This is a genomic window from Cupriavidus consociatus, assembly GCF_017814975.1.
Taxonomy (GTDB): Bacteria; Pseudomonadota; Gammaproteobacteria; order Burkholderiales; family Burkholderiaceae; genus Cupriavidus; species Cupriavidus consociatus.
Genome location: NZ_JAGIQA010000043.1, coordinates 20143 through 38389 on the forward strand (window position 1 = coordinate 20143; position 18247 = coordinate 38389).

General features: G+C 65.3%; 21 protein-coding genes. 6 read left to right on the plus strand and 15 right to left on the minus strand.

The window, feature by feature from the left end:
- Nucleotides 1–36: 36 nt before the first annotated feature.
- Nucleotides 37–474 carry a low molecular weight protein-tyrosine-phosphatase gene (locus tag J8I82_RS34390; RefSeq protein WP_209764291.1) on the minus strand — a complete coding sequence of 146 codons (438 nt, stop codon included), beginning with the start codon at nt 472–474 and terminating at the stop codon, nt 37–39.
- Nucleotides 471–1610, minus strand: a complete 1140-nt coding sequence (locus tag J8I82_RS34395) for a polysaccharide biosynthesis/export family protein (protein WP_209764293.1) — start codon at nt 1608–1610, stop codon at nt 471–473. The genes J8I82_RS34390 and J8I82_RS34395 overlap by 4 nt, the downstream gene beginning before the upstream one ends.
- Before the next feature lie 774 nt (nt 1611–2384).
- Here J8I82_RS34395 and galU point away from each other — a divergent pair.
- The 3 genes from galU (at nt 2385) to J8I82_RS34410 (ending at nt 4617) form a co-directional block, all read left to right on the plus strand.
- A complete protein-coding gene (gene galU, locus J8I82_RS34400) occupies nt 2385–3281 on the plus strand; it encodes a UTP--glucose-1-phosphate uridylyltransferase GalU (RefSeq protein WP_209764296.1) in 897 nt (298 codons plus the stop codon).
- A gap of 140 nt (nt 3282–3421) precedes the next feature.
- Nucleotides 3422–3736, plus strand: a complete 315-nt coding sequence (locus J8I82_RS34405) for a hypothetical protein (RefSeq protein WP_209764298.1) — start codon at nt 3422–3424, stop codon at nt 3734–3736.
- Between the two features lie 65 nt (nt 3737–3801).
- The gene (locus J8I82_RS34410) at nt 3802–4617 is read left to right on the plus strand and encodes an undecaprenyl-diphosphate phosphatase (RefSeq protein WP_209764300.1); all 816 of its coding nucleotides are present in this window, start codon (nt 3802–3804) and stop codon (nt 4615–4617) included.
- An 81-nt stretch (nt 4618–4698) separates the two neighbouring features.
- Here J8I82_RS34410 and J8I82_RS34415 read toward each other — a convergent pair whose 3' ends face one another.
- Both J8I82_RS34415 and J8I82_RS34420 read right to left on the minus strand, forming a co-directional pair.
- Nucleotides 4699–5259, minus strand: a complete 561-nt coding sequence (locus J8I82_RS34415) for a thioredoxin family protein (protein WP_209764302.1) — start codon at nt 5257–5259, stop codon at nt 4699–4701.
- A gap of 57 nt (nt 5260–5316) precedes the next feature.
- Complete coding sequence (locus J8I82_RS34420) at nt 5317–5733, minus strand: organic hydroperoxide resistance protein (protein WP_209764304.1); 417 nt, start codon at nt 5731–5733, stop codon at nt 5317–5319.
- A 334-nt stretch (nt 5734–6067) separates the two neighbouring features.
- Here J8I82_RS34420 and J8I82_RS34425 point away from each other — a divergent pair, with 334 nt between their 5' ends.
- Together J8I82_RS34425 and J8I82_RS34430 are read left to right on the plus strand one after the other, a co-directional pair.
- Entirely contained in the window at nt 6068–6790 is a 723-nt protein-coding gene (locus J8I82_RS34425) for a hypothetical protein (RefSeq protein WP_209764306.1), read from the plus strand.
- A 436-nt stretch (nt 6791–7226) separates the two neighbouring features.
- Complete coding sequence (locus J8I82_RS34430) at nt 7227–7841, plus strand: cysteine peptidase family C39 domain-containing protein (RefSeq protein ID WP_245180470.1); 615 nt, start codon at nt 7227–7229, stop codon at nt 7839–7841.
- Nucleotides 7842–8189: 348 nt separating this feature from the next.
- Here J8I82_RS34430 and J8I82_RS34435 read toward each other — a convergent pair whose 3' ends face one another.
- Entirely contained in the window at nt 8190–8876 is a 687-nt protein-coding gene (locus J8I82_RS34435) for a GntR family transcriptional regulator (protein ID WP_245180471.1), read from the minus strand.
- Here J8I82_RS34435 and J8I82_RS34440 point away from each other — a divergent pair.
- Nucleotides 8847–9062 (plus strand): hypothetical protein, encoded by a 216-nt coding sequence (locus J8I82_RS34440; RefSeq protein ID WP_209764331.1) that lies wholly within the window; start codon nt 8847–8849, stop codon nt 9060–9062. The genes J8I82_RS34435 and J8I82_RS34440 overlap by 30 nt on opposite strands.
- A gap of 4 nt (nt 9063–9066) precedes the next feature.
- On the opposite strand, the gene J8I82_RS34445 is transcribed toward J8I82_RS34440, so the two are convergent.
- The 10 genes from J8I82_RS34445 to J8I82_RS34490 form a co-directional block, all read right to left on the minus strand.
- On the minus strand, nt 9067–10107 hold the full coding sequence (locus J8I82_RS34445; protein ID WP_209764310.1) for an AraC family transcriptional regulator: 1041 nt from the start codon (nt 10105–10107) through the stop codon (nt 9067–9069).
- Nucleotides 10108–10263: 156 nt separating this feature from the next.
- Nucleotides 10264–10599, minus strand: a complete 336-nt coding sequence (locus J8I82_RS34450) for a hypothetical protein (protein ID WP_209764312.1) — start codon at nt 10597–10599, stop codon at nt 10264–10266.
- A 224-nt stretch (nt 10600–10823) separates the two neighbouring features.
- Nucleotides 10824–11756, minus strand: coding sequence for a malonate decarboxylase subunit epsilon (gene mdcH, locus J8I82_RS34455; protein WP_209764313.1), 933 nt, complete (start codon nt 11754–11756; stop codon nt 10824–10826).
- Complete coding sequence (locus J8I82_RS34460; RefSeq protein WP_209764314.1) at nt 11744–12400, minus strand: malonate decarboxylase holo-ACP synthase; 657 nt, start codon at nt 12398–12400, stop codon at nt 11744–11746. The genes mdcH and J8I82_RS34460 overlap by 13 nt, the downstream gene beginning before the upstream one ends.
- Entirely contained in the window at nt 12401–13237 is an 837-nt protein-coding gene (mdcE, locus tag J8I82_RS34465) for a biotin-independent malonate decarboxylase subunit gamma (RefSeq protein ID WP_209764315.1), read from the minus strand.
- Complete coding sequence (locus tag J8I82_RS34470) at nt 13234–14085, minus strand: biotin-independent malonate decarboxylase subunit beta (protein ID WP_209764317.1); 852 nt, start codon at nt 14083–14085, stop codon at nt 13234–13236. The genes mdcE and J8I82_RS34470 overlap by 4 nt, the downstream gene beginning before the upstream one ends.
- Nucleotides 14082–14399, minus strand: a complete 318-nt coding sequence (locus J8I82_RS34475) for a malonate decarboxylase subunit delta (protein WP_029044871.1) — start codon at nt 14397–14399, stop codon at nt 14082–14084. The genes J8I82_RS34470 and J8I82_RS34475 overlap by 4 nt, the downstream gene beginning before the upstream one ends.
- Entirely contained in the window at nt 14399–15382 is a 984-nt protein-coding gene (locus tag J8I82_RS34480) for a triphosphoribosyl-dephospho-CoA synthase (RefSeq protein WP_209764322.1), read from the minus strand. The genes J8I82_RS34475 and J8I82_RS34480 overlap by 1 nt, the downstream gene beginning before the upstream one ends.
- Nucleotides 15382–17040 (minus strand): malonate decarboxylase subunit alpha, encoded by a 1659-nt coding sequence (mdcA, locus tag J8I82_RS34485; protein ID WP_209764324.1) that lies wholly within the window; start codon nt 17038–17040, stop codon nt 15382–15384. Before mdcA ends, J8I82_RS34480 begins: the two co-directional genes overlap by 1 nt.
- Before the next feature lie 136 nt (nt 17041–17176).
- On the minus strand, nt 17177–18094 hold the full coding sequence (locus tag J8I82_RS34490) for a LysR family transcriptional regulator (protein ID WP_209764325.1): 918 nt from the start codon (nt 18092–18094) through the stop codon (nt 17177–17179).
- Nucleotides 18095–18247 lie beyond the last annotated feature (153 nt).

Sequence of the window (18247 nt, forward strand, 5' to 3'; positions counted from 1 at the left end):
TTATATTTTTCGCTTTTTGGTTTTACAAAAATTCAGCTAATTAACAGCCGAAATTTTTGAAATCCAGGCTTTCAGCCCAAGGTCGATTAGCTTGAGCGCTGATTCGAAGTCGCTTCGCGGCTTTCGATACGGGTCGGGGATGTCAAATTTCCCAAACTCGCCCAACCTGAATATCTTTCCGGAGACATACGGATACTTACTTGCGATGTCGTGCTTTTGCTTCTGATCCATCACCAGGATCAAGTCGGCCATGGCAGCATCTATCCCCGTCAGTTGCCTGGCGCGATGAGAGGAAATGTCTAATCCGCCCTTCGCCAGAAGATCCACAGATATCGGGTCAGCTGATCTGCCGACTAAAGCGGCGATTCCAGCCGACGACACGGTAAGCCTTGGCAACGCGTGCTTTAGCAACCCTTCAGCCATCGGGCTCCGGCAAATATTGCCAATGCACACCACGAGTACGTTTTTAATCATTTGACCGCGTTCGCCGTGGACGTGAAGAAGTTGCCGCTCGGCAGCAGCTGGTTGATCACACGGCTCCAGCGGACCACACCAGCGGCATCCACATAGACGACGTCCTTTGGCTTCAGCTCGAAAGATTCGGCCAGTGCATAGGAGACCGGGGATTTTCCGTCGAGGTGGAACACCTGGGCTTCGCCATCATTGCTCTTGCGGATAACGTAGAGTTCCTTCGCGTTGGCCGAGAGGGGGTTCACGCCGCCGGCTTCGCCGATGGCCTCGCTGAGCGTCAGGCGGCCGTTGCGCGGCATGACGGCGACAGGACGCACGACTTCACCGGTCACAAACACCTTGCTGTCCTCGCGTTGTTCCACGCGCACGATATCGCCGTGGCGCAGCAGAATGTGGGCGGGGTCGATGCCTTGCTGCAAGAGCGCAGGCATATTGACGACGTAGGTCTTGCCCTCGCGGGAAATGCGGATGCGGCTATTGTCGCCAGTCAGGACGTTGACACCGCCGGCGCGGTTGAGCGCTTCGACCAGCGTCATGGGTACGTCGTCGATGTTTTGGGGGCCCGGCGTCTTGACTTCGCCGTCGAGGTAGACACGCTTGCTGCGGAAGGCGAGCACGCGAACGGTAACCTGTGGCATGTTGACGACAGGCTTGAGCTGGGTGCTCAGCTGTCCGCGGATCTCGTCTGGCGTACGGCCAAGAACCTTTAGCACGCCAGCGTACGGAAATTGGATGGTGCCAGCGGGACTCACGACGTAGCCTGGGACGTTGGCAGCACCGCTGTAGTTCGGGATCTCGTAAGCCGTGCCGATCGAGTAGGTCTGCGTGGGGAACACCAATTCCGGGTGGTCCCACACGACGATCGACAGGATGTCACCGACGCCAACGGTATAGGGCTTTGGAATGTCGTACAGCTCTTCCACCCCCGCGTTCACCGATGGCGTGGCCGCCTTCAGCGTACGCACCAGCGCCGGTGTGATCTGCGTGATCTTGGGCACCGACTCCGGATCTTCCGGATCGAGCGGGCGCTGTGGGTCGAAGCGCATGCCCGGCGCGAGTGCGCAGGATGCCAGCAATGGAATGATCCCCAGGCACATTGCAGCCCTGCCAAACCTCAATCTGGTTGAAAGCTTTAGCACGTCTCGATGATTCCCTTGTTTGCAAGAAGATCCGCCTTGCCCGCCGTCTCCCTGGCGGGTTGAGCAGCGGCGATTCCGCCGGTTCGACATGGCACCCGTGGGTGCTTTTCCGCTTTGTGCATTGCCTGCGGACTTGAACCTGGCGGTGTTGGCTGCGTATTGCACGGCGCGGAGGCGCGCTCTTTTTGCACTGCGTCATTTCGCAAATGACCGGCGAAGTTTATGGCGCGTGGGACTACATCTTCAAGGCGCGGCCGGCATTTTGAGCAAGTTTCCGATCCCCCCATCAGAGTGGAAAGGAAAAATGGAAGGGACGGCATGGAGCGGTATCGGGTGCCGATCTACGCCCTGTCGAGCAGGCCGCCTCGGTGCTTGCGCCCTTCTTCCCGCAACTTGCAAAGCCACAAAAAAAGAGGGTGTAGACGCGGGGAAAGCGTCTACACCCTTACGGGAGCGGCAACGGGGTCAGTGCTTGCCGGCCTCGATTATTGATGGGCGGCGAACCCTGTCTTACCCCGCTTCGGTAGGCCCCACACCGAGGTAGGGAAAGTTTCGAATGAGCCAGCTGACTGGCGATTCCGTCGTGTCAACCACGTTTCTGCGCCCATCCTGTCCCAACGCGTGGGGGGTACCGCGGATGCTGCGACGCAGCACAATCCCCGGTGGCACCCCGTTGCCGACTTTAGGGTGTAGGCGATTGATTCCCTGTTGCGCCTACACCCTCTTTCTTTGGCGGCAGCAGCTTTATCAAATCTCTAGAAGGGAGCAACTGAAATGACGAGTCGCGTCAGCAAAGCCGTCTTCCCGGTTGCGGGCCTGGGAACCCGCTTCCTGCCCGCCACCAAGGCCAGCCCGAAGGAAATGCTGCCGGTAGTGGACAAGCCGCTGATCCAGTATGCCGTGGAAGAAGCCATCGCCGCCGGCATGACCGAGATGATCTTTGTCACCGGCCGCTCCAAGCGCGCCATCGAGGACCATTTCGACAAGGCCTTCGAACTGGAGGTGGAACTCGAAGCCAAGAACAAGCGGGCGCTGCTGGACGTGGTGCGCTCGATCAAGCCCGCCAATGTGGAGTGCTACTACGTGCGCCAGTCCGAGGCGCTCGGCCTGGGCCACGCGGTGCTGTGCGCGGCCAAGCTGGTTGGCAACACGCCGTTCGCGATCATGCTGGCCGATGACCTGATCGACGGCAACCCGCCGGTAATGAAGCAGATGGTGGATGCCTACAACCACTACAACTGCTCGGTGCTTGGGGTGGAAGAGATCTTGCCCGAGCAGAGCCGATCCTACGGCGTGGTCGAAGGCCGTGAATGGGGCGAAGGCGTGATCAAGGTATCGGGCATTGTCGAGAAGCCCGCGCCGGAAGAAGCCCCGTCGAACCTGGGCGTGGTCGGCCGCTACATCCTGACGCCGCGAATCTTCGACCACTTGCGCGCACTGAAGCGCGGCGCCGGCGGCGAGTTTCAGCTGACCGACGCGATCCAGTCGCTGCTGAGCCAGGAACAGGTGCTGGCCTATCGCTACCAGGGCACGCGCTACGACTGCGGCAGCAAGCTGGGCTACCTGAAGGCGACGGTCGAGTATGCGCTCAAGCATCAGGAAACCGGCGCAAACTTCCGCAGCTACCTGGAGCAGCGTGGCCATTGTCTGTCTGACAGCGTGATTGCCTGAAAGGGGTACCTGTTCAACTCGGGTGTTGTAGCGGCACGGCATCAAGCCAGCCGCCACTTCACCCCGGTCGAGACCGAGGTCGAGGTCGTAAAGCAGATTCAATTGCCCTCTCTCCGCTCGAGAATCCTGGAGACACCTGGATGTCGGCACAATGCGAAATTGCCAAGGCGCTCAAGCAATGGCTCATTCATCAGTCCTGGTACAGCGCACACCCTGTCGATCAGGGCAGGTTCTACCGAGCGATGGCCGAGGTCATTGCTCACGCTGGAACGGTCTGGACCGACGCTGAGTTCGAGGAAGCCATCTACGACGTGATCGGCAGGGAGCGAAAGACAGCGTTCGAAGAATACGTCTGCGAATACACCAGCATCGCGATGCGCATTCGGGACTACGAGACGGTGCGGCCTGATCCATTGTTTGCCGATGGCGTGACTGGCTCATATGCCCGGTCGTAATCCCGATGCCTGTTCAGGGCCACGTTTCTTCCGAACTGCAAGGCAACCAAAGAGGCAGCAGCCACATGCTTGACTGGATCCACATGGGCAAGGCGTTCATTCTCGGCCTCGTCGAGGGCTTGACGGAATTCCTGCCCATCTCAAGCACCGGGCACCTCATTCTGATCGGAGACTGGATCGATTTTGCGTCCCATGAGGCGCGCGTGTTCGACGTGGTGATCCAGCTCGGCGCAATCCTGGCCGTCTGCTGGCTATACCGTGCCAGGATCTCGCACCTGTGCGAGGGAGTGGTCCGAAGGGAACCGGATGCGCTGCGCTTTGCCACCGCGGTGCTGGTCGCCTTTCTGCCTGCGGCAGTCATCGGCGCACTGTTCATCGGGCCCATCAAGCACCGGCTCTTCGATCCTGCTGTCGTTGCAACGGCATTGATCGTGGGCGGCCTGATCATTCTCTGGGTAGAGCGGCGCAGGGCCGTTCCTCGCATTCATACCATCGAAGATTTCGGCTGGAAGCAAGCCATCGGCATCGGCTTTGCGCAGTGCGTCGCCATGATTCCCGGCACGTCTCGCTCGGGAGCCACCATCGTGGGCGGAATGCTGTCTGGCGTGTCGCGACAAGCCGCAACCGAGTTCTCGTTCTTTCTGGCCATCCCCACCATGCTGGGCGCCGCCACCTATGACGCCATGCGGCACTACCATCTGCTCAGCATGGAAGACCTCTGGGCGATTGCTGCCGGCTTTACTGCGGCGTTCATCTCGGCCCTCTTTGTCGTCAATGCGATGATTCGCCTTGTAGCGCGACATTCGCTGCGAGTCTTTGCCTGGTATCGCATAGCACTTGGCGTGCTGATTGCATTCGTTACCGCTGTTCCCTCACTTTGATCGCGCCTGTGGACTGCCGCTGGTGCCACCCATGAAAGTGTGGTTGGACGGCCTCTCCCGAGCGAGGCCGATCTGCGCGTGTCATGCCGACGGCGGCGACTTCCGCTGTGCCAACAGCTTTTGAATGACCGCTTCGGTCTCCGCGTAGTTTCCTTCGCCGAAGTGCTGATAGACGATGCGGCCATCCGCGTCGATCAGGTACAGGGCGGGCCAGTACTGGTTCTGGAACGCAGACCAGGTCGCGTAGCGGTTGTCTTGCGCCACCGGATAGCGCACACCGAGGCGCTTGATCGCCTCCTGCACGTTGGCGGTCGATTTCTCAAACCCGTATTCGGGTGTGTGCACTCCCACGACGACGAGCCCCTGGTCCTTGTACTTGTCGTGCCAGCGCTTCACGTGGGGCAGCGTGTTGAGGCAATTGACGCAGGAGTATGTCCAGAAATCGACCAGCACCACCTTGCCGCGCTGCGCCTGCATGGACAGTGGCGGCGAATTCAGCCATTGGGTGATGCCGGTAAATTCGGGCGCGGCACTGCCATTGGCTTTCGGCGTACTGAAGGCGCGCGCGCCAGTCCCGCTGAAGTAAGCCGCGCCAATGGCGATCGCGATGGCCACCAGGGCGGCGCGTAGAATCGTGCGCATGATTTGAGATCCTGAAGTCGAAAAATTGTGGCCTGCCGATTCAGGCCACGGGCTGCGTCAGATCACGTTCAGTTCGACGTGGATATTGCCGCGCGAGGCCTTGGAGTACGGGCAGAGCTGGTGCGCCGCTTCCACCACCGCTTGCGCCACCTCGCGATCCAGGCCGGGCAGGCTGACGTTCAGGCGGGCCTGCAGGAAAAACGCCTCGCCGGCGGTGCCGAGATCCACCTCGGTATCCACCGACAAGTCGGACGGAAGCTTGATCTTCATCTGGCCGGCAGCACGGCCCATTGCACCGATGAAGCACGCGGACCAGCCTGCCGCATACAGCTGCTCGGGGTTCGTACCCCGGCCGCTGCTCCCAGGGGGCGACAGCCGGAGGTTCAGGCGGTCGTCATCGCTTTGGGCCTGGCCATCGCGGCCCCCCGTGACGTGGACTTTGCCGGTGTACAGCACATGTTCGATGCGGGTCATGGTGACTCTCCTGTGAATGGGACTGCGTTGGAATGCGCGGCCTGCTGTTCGCGCTGGTGGCGCCGCGCCACGGAACCCATTAGAGAATCCTGACGTATCCCCCGAGTAGCGCAGAACAGCCATTTTGTCTGGGGATGTATCGCAATCGTTGCCTGATACAAAGGCGTACAAAAACCACCGAAGGTGATCGCTCATTGGCCGCGACATATCCGATACCTTGGTCCAATGGAGCGCCACCACCCTTTGGACTAACTTGATCCTGGAAGGCGGACCTTGAGAAGCGGCGCGCGGTGCGCGACGTTTCATGGTGCCCTTTATGTCTCTTTGGAGGTGGATGATGAGCAACTTGGCAGACGAAGTCCTTGAGGCGCACGGCGGGCTGGAACGCTGGAACCACCTCAGTCAAGTGACGGCAACCATCGTGACCGGTGGCGCATTCTGGGCAATGAAGGGGCTGATCCAGGACCCGGCGCCGCGGACCATGACGGTATCGCTGCACGAAGAGCGCGCCTCGGTGACGCCATTTGGCGAACCCCACTGGCGTACCGCTTTTGAGCCAGGACGCATCGCCATCGAGACGACCAGCGGAGAAACGGTGAAGGAACTGCGAGACCCCCGGCGCAGCTTCGATGGCCATGTCATCGACTCTGCATGGAATCCTTTGCAGCGCGCCTATTTCAACGGATACGCGCTCTGGACCTACCTGACCACGCCGTTCCTGATCGCCCTCCCTGGGTTCGAAGTCACCGAAATCGAACCATGGCGCGAGGGTTCGGAGACGTGGCGAGGATTGCGGGTACGTTTTCCAGCCAATATCGAAAGCCATTGCGAACTGCAGGATTTCTATTTTGGCGACGACAGGCTGGTCCGTCGGCACGACTACCATGTCGACATTGCGGGGGGCTTCGCGGCGGCACAGTATCTCTCCGATCACATTACCGCGGATGGCATCGTCCTCCCGTCGCGTCGCCGCGCCTACCTGCGCAACGAAGACCTGTCCGCCGACCGCGAACGGCTGATGGTTGCCATCGATCTTGGCGATGTGCGGTTCAGCTGAGGCACGCCAGCCGTACAGTCCGATGGATGCCTGTGCCCATGCATTCGGCTTTCCGCAAGACACCTTGATCTCGATCGTCTGACCCGTAAGGCGTGTCCTTCGATCTCCTCGGCCTCGCCCGCCCGCCGTACGATCGTCGAAGCGCACGAAGGCCGGATCTGGGCGGCATCCCCCGATGACGGTGGCGCATCGCTGCACGTGGCACTGCCGCACGCCCTTCCCTTGCGGCAAGGAACCGGTTTGGCGGGCTGGCCTGAAGACACGGTCCCGTCTATGTTTCAAAGCCGAATCAGCCTCGAATCGCCTGTTTGAAGGATGGGAGCGGATGCCCTCGTGCACTACGCTTTCATAAAAATGAAATGCCACACCACTGAAACCGGGGGGAATCATGGGTGAGTGGAAACCGTGCGGTCCGCACGAGCCGGCCGAGATTTCATTGTGCGAAGCGCCTGACGCCATGGCTGGCCACCGGGAGCAGCATGCCGGCAAGCATCGCTCGACGGGCGCGGATGATCCGTTGCTGGGCTGCCTGTTGCTGGTCAACCGGGTATGGCAGCGGCCAATACCGTCTGCCGTCCTGCAGAAGGAGCCGCCGCACCGCCTCACATTGCCGCTCCTGAGCGCCGCGGCGGCGCACGCCGGCTTGTCTGCCCGGCTCGTGGAGGTGGAGCTGGACAGGATCCCGGACAGCGTGCTGCCGGCGATCCTGATGCTGGGCAAGCGCAGGCCGTGCGTATTGCTGGAGCGCCGCGAGCACGGACGCCTCCTGGTTGCGCTGCCGGGTTGGGGCGGCGGCGAACAGGAGGTCAGCCGGGAAGAGCTGCTGGCCGAGTACAGCCGGTACGCCATCCTGGTACAGCCCTGGTTGCAGGCGGGAACGGCGGCGGACACGCAGGCAGACATGGACCCGGCGGCGCCGGCCCGTTCGACAGATGTCGCGACGCGCCCATCCTGGCGGCACCGTTGGGACCGCCTGGTTGCCGCTACGCACAAGGTGTTCTGGTTGCAGGGCAGGCAGCGTGTGGAAGAGACTGCCGGCGTTGGCAGTTAGCCATGCCGGCATGCCACTGGTGCGCGGCGCAGGGCTAACAATCGATTACATCTGTTTCATCTGGAGATGAGTTCTCTGCCCATCCCGGGAAGATCCGCTGTCGGACAACGTCGGATAGCACGACAGCAAGCGAACGGCTAAAGTTACCCGCTCGACTGGCATCTTCATGGGAGTCAATGCGCATGCAAGACATAGTCATTTTGACCGTCGGAGGTTTGTTGCTGGCTGCCCTCCTCTTCCCTGGTCACAAAAGCCGGCGAAGCAAGTAATTGGCCCGGAGTCGACAGCACGCGGAATTCGCGCCGCAGCGCAATCACGCACCGACGCCGGAGCCGGCGTGGCGACGCATCAGCGTTGCTGCCTTCCCAGGGCGCGAAGTGCCGCTTCGCGGGAATTTGCGATGCGCTTGTGCGCCGTCTGCAAGACCGCATCGATGTCTCGCTTCGACACGGCTCGCTGCAGCGCACGCCATGTCTTCAGGGAATTCTCCAGCGCGCCGGGATGGCATGCGAGCCCGAGCCGCACATAGCGCAGCACCCGCAGCGAGATGGAATTCAGCAGCTCCCCGACCAGCCGGTTGCTCGACAGGTCCGCCATGGCGATGTTCGCGAGAAAGGTGACGCTGATATAGGCGTCCACCGATTCCTCGACGGCTTTGCCGAACTCCGGCATGAACTTTTCGAACCAGCCATCCAGTGCGTCCGCACGCTCTTCCACCAGTTGCCTGAGCAGGATGGCAAAGAGCGCATCCCGAACGACGTAGATATCGCGCAGGTCCTGGGCGTTGGGCTCGGTGACGATGGCGCCGCGCCGTGCGCGAAATTCGACCAGACGCTCCCGCTCCAGAATGCGCAAGGCCTCGCGCACCGGGGCCCGGCTGACCTCCAACACCTCGCAGATGTCGTTCTCGAGCAGGCGCTGGCCGGCGTGGATCACGTCGATGGTGATCAGGCCCGCAAGCCGCACCGCAATCTGGTCCGCGACCGATGCCGACCAGTCGCGGCCATGCTTGAGCGCTTGCTCGACGGCCAGCATGACCGGGTTTTGCAGCGTTTGCAGCACCAGCAGCGATTGCAGGTCTGGCGTGTTGGTGGTCTTGAGTCGACCCATGCGTGGAGGATCCCTTCGCTCAGCGATATGCGCTGGATTTTTGTCAACAATATTGAATCGCGCAAGTTCGCCCGCGGCAACCGGAACGGCGCACCTGGCAAGACTTGCTGACGTGTCATGCGTCGGCTTGCAGGGAGCCCGACTTCCGGCGCATCGCGCCCCGTTCCGCCCGGCTCTCCTTCGGACTGCAGCCGAACTGCGCGTGATACCAGCGCGAGAATCCGCTTGGCGCCGAGAAACCGAGCAGGGTCGCCACCTCGGTCAATGGGCGGTCGCTCTCGATGACATGGCGCGCGGCGAGTTCCCTGCGGATGTCATTGACGATCGACGAGAAGCTTTGCCCCTCTTCCGCCAGCCGGCGCTGGACCGTGCGGCATACCACGCCCAGGTGGTCCGCCACCTGCTCGATGGTGCAGCGTCCGCCGGGCAGCAGCAACGGGATGATGCGTCGCACGTCATCGAGCATGGTCACCTGCCTGGAAACGGCAAACGCATCGACCAGCTGTTGCGCGTAGCGCGCCATGGCGGGATCGGCAGTGGGATTGCGGGCGTCGAGATCGGCCTTCGTGCAGATGATGCAGTTGAATTCATGGTCGAACTCGATGGAAGCGCCGAAAAAACGCTGGTGCGTACCGAGGTCGCGTGGCGCGGGATGTTCGAAGCAGACGCGTCGCGGTTCCCAGTCCGGTCTCAGCAGCTGCCGGATCATTCGCACGATGACCCCGAGCGCAAGTTCTGCCCTTTGGCGCGTGGGCTGATGGGCATTGCCGGCAATGACCGCCTCGCGAATGATCACCAGCCCGTCGCATTCCTCGACCGACAGCGAGAGCGCACTGTTGAGCAGGGTCTGATAGCGCATCAGGATGCGCAGCGCATCGCGCAGGGTAGCCTGATCGCGGATCAGCAACCCCACCGGCCCGAGGTTGGACAGCAGGCGCGACTCGGCCATGCACAGTCCGAAGCTTTCGTTGCCCGACAGGGTCGCCGACGCCTGCAGCAGCCGCCCGACGCGCTCTCCTGGGATCATCAGGTCCGGCTCGCGCAGGACGCTGGGGCTCAGGCCCGCGTCAAGGAGCATGCGCACCGGATCCAGTCCGGCAGCCAGGGCGACCTCGCTGTAGTTGGTGAGGGCCGCAGCGCGGACAAGAGACGACATTGCAGAGCCGAGTGAAACAGTGACACGGAATGATAAGAGTCCGCCATGTACTGTCAAGCGGGACAAACCCGTGGCCCAGACTCCAGATCTGCAAGCCCTGCCCTTGCCGGGCCTGTAACGGAATCCGGTGACCGCTACGGCCTGCCGCTGTGCCTTTCAGCGTCCCATGCGGCGGTCATAGCTGCGCGAAACGCGCTCGATCAGGCCGGAATCGCGCGGGCTGGAGGCATTGAACTCCACCCGCACGCTGCCGTCGCCTTGCTGGCGGACAGTCGCCGTGACGGTATCGCCGTCTTTGCGGCCAACGACCGTGCCGGCCATCGCGTCCTGGGTGGCGATCACCAGGCCCTGGTCGCGCATGGCATCCGCGGCCGCGTAGAACGAACGGTCGTAGCTGGCCGGCGCGCCTGCCGTGGGCGGATAGCCATAGTAGGTGCAGCCCGCCAGCGCCAGCATGGCAGCGGCAATCAGGGCAATGCGCGTGGGCTTCATGGTGGTAGCCTCCTGTTCCGGTAATCGCCGCAGCGCCGGTGCGGATTGACGTACAGCACGACATGACTGGCACGAATGGAGGCCGTGGCGCTCAATGCGCCCTCGGGGCCGTGCCGGGTATCCGAACTACTATAGGCCGCCGGCAACCGGTGGCAGCGCGGTTCAGCGGAGGCTGCCGGCGCAAGCCAGCGGGAATGCGTCTTTTCGGCTGGTCCAGGCCTGCCTCAGGGACTCCCCTGCCTGCGCCGCATCAGTGCCACGATCGAGTCCAGCCGTGTCCTGTCGCACGCCAGCGGCATGCCGTCGGCGAACATTGGCTGCGCCAGGCGCGTCAGCACATCGCCCGGCGGTGCTTCCACCACCAGCCTGGCGCCATTGGCATGTGCCAGCAGCATGGTTTCGTGCCACCGCACCGGCGTTGCCATGTTCAGCGCCAGGTCGTCGGCGATCCTGCCCGGGTCGCGCAGCTCGCGCGCCTTGCTGGCGCTGAAATAACGCAGCGTGGGCGCGCACAGCGGCACGTCCCGCATGGCCTGTTGCAGCGCGTGCGCCGCGGCGTCGAGCAGCGGGCAATGCGAAGGCACATGGATGGCCACCGGCTTCGCCGCCTGCGCACCGGCGGCGAGCGCCAGGGCTGAGACCTCGGCCATCGCCGCCTCGCTGCCGGCGATCACGATCTGCGTCGGGGCGTTGAAGTTCGCCAGGTATACCGGCCGTTGCGGCGAGCACACCTGCGCCACCAGCGGTGCGAGCCGGTTCCGGTCGAGCCCCAGGATGGCGGTCATGCCGTAGCCGCGGGGATAGGCCTGCGCCATCAGTTCGCCGCGCAGGCGCACCAGCCGCAAGGCATCGGCAAAGGAGAGCACGCCGGCAGTCACCGCGGCGGCATATGCGCCGATGGAAAGCCCGGCCACGGCATCGGCGCGGGCGTCGTGCGCGGCCAGGCACCGTGCCATCGCCACGCCGGACGTGAGCAGGCATAGTTGCGTCCAGACCGTGGATTGCAGGCGCTCGGGCGTATCCATGCCTGCCACCGGCACCTGCAAGACTTCCTCCGCTTCGGCCAGCACCGCCGTCACTGCCGGATCGGCTGGCAGGTCCTTCAGCATGCCGGGGCGCTGTGTCCCCTGCCCCGGAAACGTGATCAGGATTTGCATGGCGATGGTTGCCACGGATCGTCGCACAGGTACGGGCCGTGGTCCGTCTTCAGCAGCACCCTGCCCCCGCTGCGCAGGCGTTCCAGCAGTGCAAAGCCGCCGTATGGTGTCGCGACCTGGATGTCGACGCGGACCGGCGCGGTGCGCTGCAGTTCGCCAAGCAGCTGGAGATGGCCGGCCGCCAGTGGCCGGTCCGCCTTCACGACCAGATCGAGGTCGCTGTCGGCATGCAGCACGTTGCGCGCGCAGGCGAGCGAGAAGCCCGCGCTGCCGGTCACGCCCCAGTGGATGCCGGCGGCATCGAGCCGGTCAGCGATGGCCTCGAGCGCGCGGATTGCGGGCAATGCCCTCAGCTCCGGGCGCAGGCGCCAGGCGCGTCGGGCGGCCAGGTCCATCGGCGTGACGAGCTTGCGGATCGCCGATGGCGCAATCCACGTGCCGAAGCGCTCTGCGCGCGTGCGCCCGCGCAGCCCGACCGGGATCTCGCCCGGCCGGCAACAGTCGCGCCGCACGACCAGCGGCGTGTCGTGCAGTGCCGGCAGAGAGACCCATGCCGGCAGCGCAGCGCGCTCCAGGGCACTGGCCGGGTCATCCAGCCAGACCAGGTCGTGCGGCGCGGGCGGGGCGAGAGGGTGTGGCGACATTCAGGCTTGCCATTGCCGCGACAGGCATGCGCGCACCGCGGCCGACGCCTTCCGGTTGGACCCGCCGAGACGGCCTTGCAGGCCCGGCGCCGGGTCGCGGCGGATGTCGGCCAGCGCGGACAGGATGGTGTCGCGCGCGAGGTGCGCATCGGCCGCCACCGGTGCACTGGCCGACTCGACATCGATCAGCCGCCACAGGATGCCCAGCGTGGCGAAGTTCTCGATGTCGTAGGCCATCGGCGGCACCGTCGACGCCAGCGCCTCCAGGTCCTCGACCGTGCGCATGGTGATGCGGGCGGCGGCCTCCTTGCCCATCGCATGTACCAGCACGCCCCGGTCATTGAGCGCGATGATCCGGTTGGCCTGGTAGCCGTGCGCGAGGAAGGCGCCCGACATGGCCCGTCCGACGATCAGTGCCACCACCGGATGCCCGGCGAGGCGTGCCTCGGCATACGCGGCCACCGCGCCGGCCAGCGACTGGTGGATACCCAGTGCCTCCTCGCGCCGGCCGTACGCCTGGCTGGGCGTATCGACGATCGCCACGATGGCGCGTTTTGCCGGCGCGGCGCGGTCCGCCTCGATCGCCTCGCGTACCGCGCGCGCCAGCGACCAGCCCTCGAGCAGCCCGGCTTCGCCGTTGCGCGCGCGCGGGAAGCGGCTGCCGGCATCGGGCACCAGCGCAATCCAGCGCACCGCGGTGCCGGCCAGTTCGCCGTCGGCCACCTGCACGGAGTCCGGATAGCCCGGCTGGCGCGACGCCGTCGGCGCCAGCGCCTGCAGCCAGCGTTCGCCGCGGCTGGCTTCGCGCGCGGCAGCGGGATGAAGTGGTGCGTTCATGCCTTGGTCTCCCGTTGAAACAGCGCCTGCACCTGCGCGGGCGTGGGTTGGGCGCCGGCGTCGTACGCCTGCAGTGCGTCCAGGTATTGCGCGACTTGCTCGCTGCGATGGCTGGCGGCGGCCGGCTCGCGCAGCAGCGCGGCAACCTGCGCGCGCATCGCGTCGCAGTCGTCGTCGGCGTACGCATCGGCGAAACCGGTGGCGACGCGCTGCGTGCCGCCGGTGAAGCTCCAGATAAAGGGCCGGTCGCGCGAGTCGTACTCGGCGATGCCCGCTTCCTGCTCGATCACCGCCGGGCCGTTCAGCCCGAGCCGGCCCTCCTGCGTCATCACCAGCGCGCTGCACAGGCCGGCCGCGATCGACATGCCGCCAAAGCAGCCCACCTGCCCGGCGATCACGCCGACCACCGGCTGGTACCGGCGCAGGTCGACGATGGCGGCATGGATCTCGGCAATCGCCGCCAGGCCAAGATTGGCCTCCTGCAGGCGCACGCCGCCGGTTTCCAGCAGCAGCACCGCGCGCGTCGGTTCGCCGCGGCGGTTGTCTTCGGCCGCCAGCTCCAGCGCCCCGGCGATCTTGGCGCCGCCAACCTCGCCCATGCTGCCGCCCTGGAAGGCACCTTCGATCGCCAGCACCACCACCGGCATCTGGTCGATGCGTCCCTTGGCCACCACCACGCCGTCATCGCTCTGCGGCACCACGCCTTGCGGCGGCAGCCACGGCGACTGCAGACCATCGAACGGGCCCGCCAGTTCGCGGAAGGTGCCCGGATCGAGCAATGCACGCGCGCGCTCGCGTGCGCCGAGTTCGATAAAGCTGTTGCGCGCCAGCAGTTCCGCCGTGTTCATGCGCCGTCTCCTTGTTGCGGGTCGCCCAGCGCTTCAAACGCTTCTGCCAGGCGCATGCCGACCACGCCCGGCGTCGCGCCGAAATCGTGGATGCGGATCTGCATCGATGCGCGCGGCTCGGCGGCAAAGACGCGCGAGAGCTGCGCATCCCAGACGCGGCCGTAGCCATTGACCGAGGTGGTGACCTCCACCGTGGTCTTGCCGCCCTGGCCCGGCTCGACCACTACCTCGAGATCGCCCGACCCCACCACGCCGACCAGCACGCGTCCGGTGGCCGGTTGTCCCGCCGGGAATTCAAATCGCAGTTGTTCCATCAAAGTCCCCTGAAGTCGTTATCCTCGGCCGTTCTCGCGGCCGTTCTCGCGGCCGTTCTCGCGGCCGTCGCGTGGGCAGTCCCCTCCCGTGACAGCCGGTCGAGGAAAATCGTCGCGGCCAGCAGGTCCGCCGCGCCGCCCGGCGAGGCCCGCCTGGCCAGCATGCCGGCGTCGAGGCTGCGCAGGTGGCGCCGCCCGGCAACCGTGCCCGCGCCGCCGGCCGACAGCACCGCCCTGGCCCCGGCCTGCATGTAGTCCAGCCCGGGCCGCCCCGACCTGGCCAGCACGCAGGTGTCGTCCAGCTCGCTCATCAGCGCGAGCAGTGCGTTCAGGCGGGCCGTCGATTCGGTATCGCCGCGCGCGCGGCTGCGCTGCAGCGCCGGCAGCGCCAGCCGCGTCACGTGCGGAAAGCCCGCGCGCGCCTGCGCCCGCGCGCCGCCGACACCATAGGCCAGGCAGGCGAGTTCGCCCTTGTTGCCGGTGAGCATCGGCCGGTGCCGGTCCGCCAGCGAGGCAATGACGCCGGCCGTGGCGCTGACCGTCCCGGCACTGGCAGCCAGCCCTGCCGCGCTCGCGTGCGCCGCAGCCCCGACCAGCAGGCCGATGCACCAGATCGCGCCGCGATGCGTGTTGACGCCGCCGGTGGCGGCCAGCATCACGGCCTCGGCCTCGCGGCCGAGCGCGCCCAGCTGTTCGCGCAGGCCATAGCCCACGCGCGGCGCCTGCAGGCCGGCATCGGCCATGGCCGCGAACGACGGCCCCAGCGCATGCGCCGAGCGCAGCATCAGCGGCAAGGTCAGGTCGACATGGGCCCCGTTGCCGCGGCTGTCGACCAGGCCGGGCTTGGGCGAGAGCCGCGCTTCTTCGGCGATGGCGCAGACGGCAAGCCCCGCCAGCGCCTCGGCATGGGCGGAGGCCGCCGGGCGCTGCCCGGGCGCGTACGCGGCCTGCACTTGCAGGATCCTTGCGGTGGCGCCTGCCATCACCAGCTCCGGAAGCGTGCCGGCGGCTCGTACAGCCCGCCGGACCAGTCCACCAGGTCGGCCATGCTCTTGGCCGCCAGCAGGCTGCGCGTGGCCTGGCTGCGCTGCACGCCCAGGTCTTCCGGCAACGCAATCAGGCCGTCGCTGCGCATCCGGCGCGTGGTGGCGGGATCGTGCTTCAGGCCGATGGGCGTGACGCCGGCCACGGCGGCAATCATCCGGCGCCGCTCCTCCAGCGATTGCGCCTTGTACAGGTAGGCGATGCCTTCTTCGGTCAGCACATGCGTGACGTCGTCGCCGTAGATCATCACGGGGGCCAGCGGCATGCCACTTTCGCGCGCGACCTCGACCGCATCCATCGATTCGACGAAGGTCGGCTTGCCGCCGGCCTGGAAGGTCTCGACCATCTGCACCACCAGCTTGCGGCCACGCGCGAGCGGGTCGTCGGTCTCGATCAGGTCGAGCCAGGCCGGCGTCGGGTGGCGGCGCCCGCCCGGCTGGTGGCCCATGTTGGGCGCGCCGCCAAAGCCGGACAAACGCCCGCGCGTCACCGTGGACGAATGGCCGTCGCCGTCGATCTGCAGCGTCGAGCCGATGAACAGGTCCACCGCGTACTGGCCGGCAAGCTGGCAGAAGGCCCGGTTAGAACGCATGGAGCCGTCCGCGCCGGTAAAGAAGACGTCCGGCCGCGCGGCCACGTAGCCTTCCATGCCCAGTTCGCTGCCGAAGCTGTGCACGCTCTCGACCCAGCCGGTCTCGATCGCCGGGATCAGCGTGGGGTGCGGATTGAGCGTCCAGTATTTGCAGATCTTGCCTTTCAGCCCGAGCGACTCGCCGTAGGTCGGCAGGATCAGCTCGATCGCCGCGGTGTTGAAGCCGATGCCATGGTTGAGCGACTGCACCTGGTGGCGCTCGTAGATGCCGCGGATCGCCATCATCGCCATCAGTACGTGGACCGGCTTGATCAGCCGCGGGTCGCGCGTGAACAGCGGTTCGCAGAAGAATGGCTTGTCCGCCTGCACCACGTAGTCGATCCATGAGCCCGGCACGTCGACGCGCGGCAGGCCCGCGGGATCGTCGACGATCTCGTTGACCTGCGCGATCACCAGCCCGTCGCGGAACGCCGCGGCCTCGACCAGCGCCGGCGTATCCTCGGTGCTCGGGCCGGTGTAGAGGTTGCCCTGGCGATCGGCCTTGTAGCCGGCGATCAGCACCACATTGGGCACCAGGTCCACGTATAGCCGCGAATACAGCTCGATATAGGTATGGATCGCGCCCACTTCGAGCTGCCCGTCCTCCAGGAACTGCGAGATGCGGATGCTCTGCGCCCCGGCGTACGAGAAATCCAGCTTGCGCGCGATGCCGCGCTCGAACAGGTCGAGGTGCTCGACCCGGCTGACGCTGGGAATGATCATGTGCAGCGCATTCACGCGCGCGGGATCGACCTGCGCCAGCGAGCGCGACAGGAAGTCAGCCTGCTTCTGGTTGTTGCCCTCCAGCACCACCCGGTCGCCGGACGCCAGCACGGCCTCCAGGAAGGCGACGATGTCGCTGGTCGGCACCACCTTGCCGTCGGCAATGGCTGCGGCGTTCTGCTTGCGCCGCGCCTTGGCTTCCCTGCGGGTATTCCATTGGCGGCCCGTGCTGGTGTTGGTCATCGCGTCTCCGGCTGGCATCTGTTCTGATGGCTCCACCTTAAACAGGCGGCGTCCGGCAAACAATCACGCCGGGAAATGAACCGTTACGCTGGCCGGAAGCGAGACCTGGGTGTGGGCGAAAAGCCGCCCGTGCCGCCTACTGGTCAGCGTCGCGCATCGCCATGCGGCATGCCGCTGCCAGCGCCAGCAAGTTGGGATCGCGCTCGCGGCGGCGCAGGAAGTTCAGGGCAATGGTCTGCTTGATGTCGTACTCGCCGGCCAGCGGCACGAACGCCACATTGCGCGAATACACGCCTTTCACCCGGCCCGGCAGCAGCGTATAGCCGATGCCGCCGCCCACAAGGTTCATCAGCGAGAAGATATCGCCGACCTTCATCACCACATTCGGCGTAAATTCGGCGATGCGGAAGGCCTCGACAAAGCCGCTGTAGGTGACGAAACCCTCGCTCAGGCTGACGAACGGCTCGTCGCGGCAGGCACGCAGGTCCACTGCGGGCATCGAGGCATAGGGCGAATCGGCCGGCGCCGCAAAAAAGATATCGTCCTCGAACAGCGGGATCGACTCGATCTCCGGATCCGTCTCGGGCACGGCCATCAACGCGGCGTCGATCGACCCCTGCTTGAGCTTCTGCAGCAGGTCCGCATTCGATCCCAGCACCAGCTCGGTCTGCAGCTCCGGGCGCCGCAGCTTCAGGCCGATCACGATCTTGGGCACGGTCTGCACCGTCAGCGAATAGAGCGAGCCGATCTTGAGGTGGTCGGCCGAAAAGCCGGCGGCCTCGCGCGTGGCGCGGATGCCGTCGGCCATGGCCTTGAGCACTTCCCTCGCCGTATCCGCCAGCACATGGGCGGCGTCGGTCGGGATCAGGTTGCGGCCCTCGTGGCGGAACAGCGCGCAACTGGTGCCCTCTTCCAGCGAGTGCAGGGCACGGTGCACGCTGACCGTGCTGGTATCCAGGATCTCGGCCGCCTTGGCCAGGTTGCCCGATTCCATGAACGCCAGCAGGGCTTCGAGTTTGCGGAAGGTGATCTCTTCGCCGATGCGGATTCTCATGGGTCAGGCTGTGGTTGGGGGCAGGCTCCTATCTTAGCCGCGTGGCAGCCAGTGCGCACCGCTAACTCGACTGGCCGAGCTGCTCCAGGATCGCCGGGTTCTCCAGCGTCGAGGTGTCCTGCGTGATCTCTTCACCCTTGGCCAGCGAGCGCA

Bases quoted from the DNA above. Each gene is read 5' to 3' on its own strand.
- J8I82_RS34390 (WP_209764291.1), bottom strand. From the start codon at position 474: ATGATTAAAAACGTACTCGTGGTGTGCATTGGCAATATTTGCCGGAGC.
- J8I82_RS34405 (WP_209764298.1), top strand. From the start codon at position 3,422: ATGTCGGCACAATGCGAAATTGCCAAGGCGCTCAAGCAATGGCTCATT.
- J8I82_RS34425 (WP_209764306.1), top strand. From the start codon at position 6,068: ATGATGAGCAACTTGGCAGACGAAGTCCTTGAGGCGCACGGCGGGCTG.
- J8I82_RS34445 (WP_209764310.1), bottom strand. From the start codon at position 10,107: ATGTCGTCTCTTGTCCGCGCTGCGGCCCTCACCAACTACAGCGAGGTC.
- J8I82_RS34440 (WP_209764331.1), top strand. From the start codon at position 8,847: ATGCTTGAGCGCTTGCTCGACGGCCAGCATGACCGGGTTTTGCAGCGT.
- J8I82_RS34475 (WP_029044871.1), bottom strand. From the start codon at position 14,399: ATGGAACAACTGCGATTTGAATTCCCGGCGGGACAACCGGCCACCGGA.
- J8I82_RS34415 (WP_209764302.1), bottom strand. From the start codon at position 5,259: ATGCGCACGATTCTACGCGCCGCCCTGGTGGCCATCGCGATCGCCATT.
- J8I82_RS34410 (WP_209764300.1), top strand. From the start codon at position 3,802: ATGCTTGACTGGATCCACATGGGCAAGGCGTTCATTCTCGGCCTCGTC.
- J8I82_RS34480 (WP_209764322.1), bottom strand. From the start codon at position 15,382: ATGGCAGGCGCCACCGCAAGGATCCTGCAAGTGCAGGCCGCGTACGCG.
- mdcE (WP_209764315.1), bottom strand. From the start codon at position 13,237: ATGAACGCACCACTTCATCCCGCTGCCGCGCGCGAAGCCAGCCGCGGC.
- J8I82_RS34460 (WP_209764314.1), bottom strand. From the start codon at position 12,400: ATGTCGCCACACCCTCTCGCCCCGCCCGCGCCGCACGACCTGGTCTGG.
- J8I82_RS34420 (WP_209764304.1), bottom strand. From the start codon at position 5,733: ATGACCCGCATCGAACATGTGCTGTACACCGGCAAAGTCCACGTCACG.
- mdcA (WP_209764324.1), bottom strand. From the start codon at position 17,040: ATGACCAACACCAGCACGGGCCGCCAATGGAATACCCGCAGGGAAGCC.
- J8I82_RS34435 (WP_245180471.1), bottom strand. From the start codon at position 8,876: ATGCTGGCCGTCGAGCAAGCGCTCAAGCATGGCCGCGACTGGTCGGCA.
- mdcH (WP_209764313.1), bottom strand. From the start codon at position 11,756: ATGCAAATCCTGATCACGTTTCCGGGGCAGGGGACACAGCGCCCCGGC.
- galU (WP_209764296.1), top strand. From the start codon at position 2,385: ATGACGAGTCGCGTCAGCAAAGCCGTCTTCCCGGTTGCGGGCCTGGGA.
- J8I82_RS34490 (WP_209764325.1), bottom strand. From the start codon at position 18,094: ATGAGAATCCGCATCGGCGAAGAGATCACCTTCCGCAAACTCGAAGCC.
- J8I82_RS34450 (WP_209764312.1), bottom strand. From the start codon at position 10,599: ATGAAGCCCACGCGCATTGCCCTGATTGCCGCTGCCATGCTGGCGCTG.
- J8I82_RS34470 (WP_209764317.1), bottom strand. From the start codon at position 14,085: ATGAACACGGCGGAACTGCTGGCGCGCAACAGCTTTATCGAACTCGGC.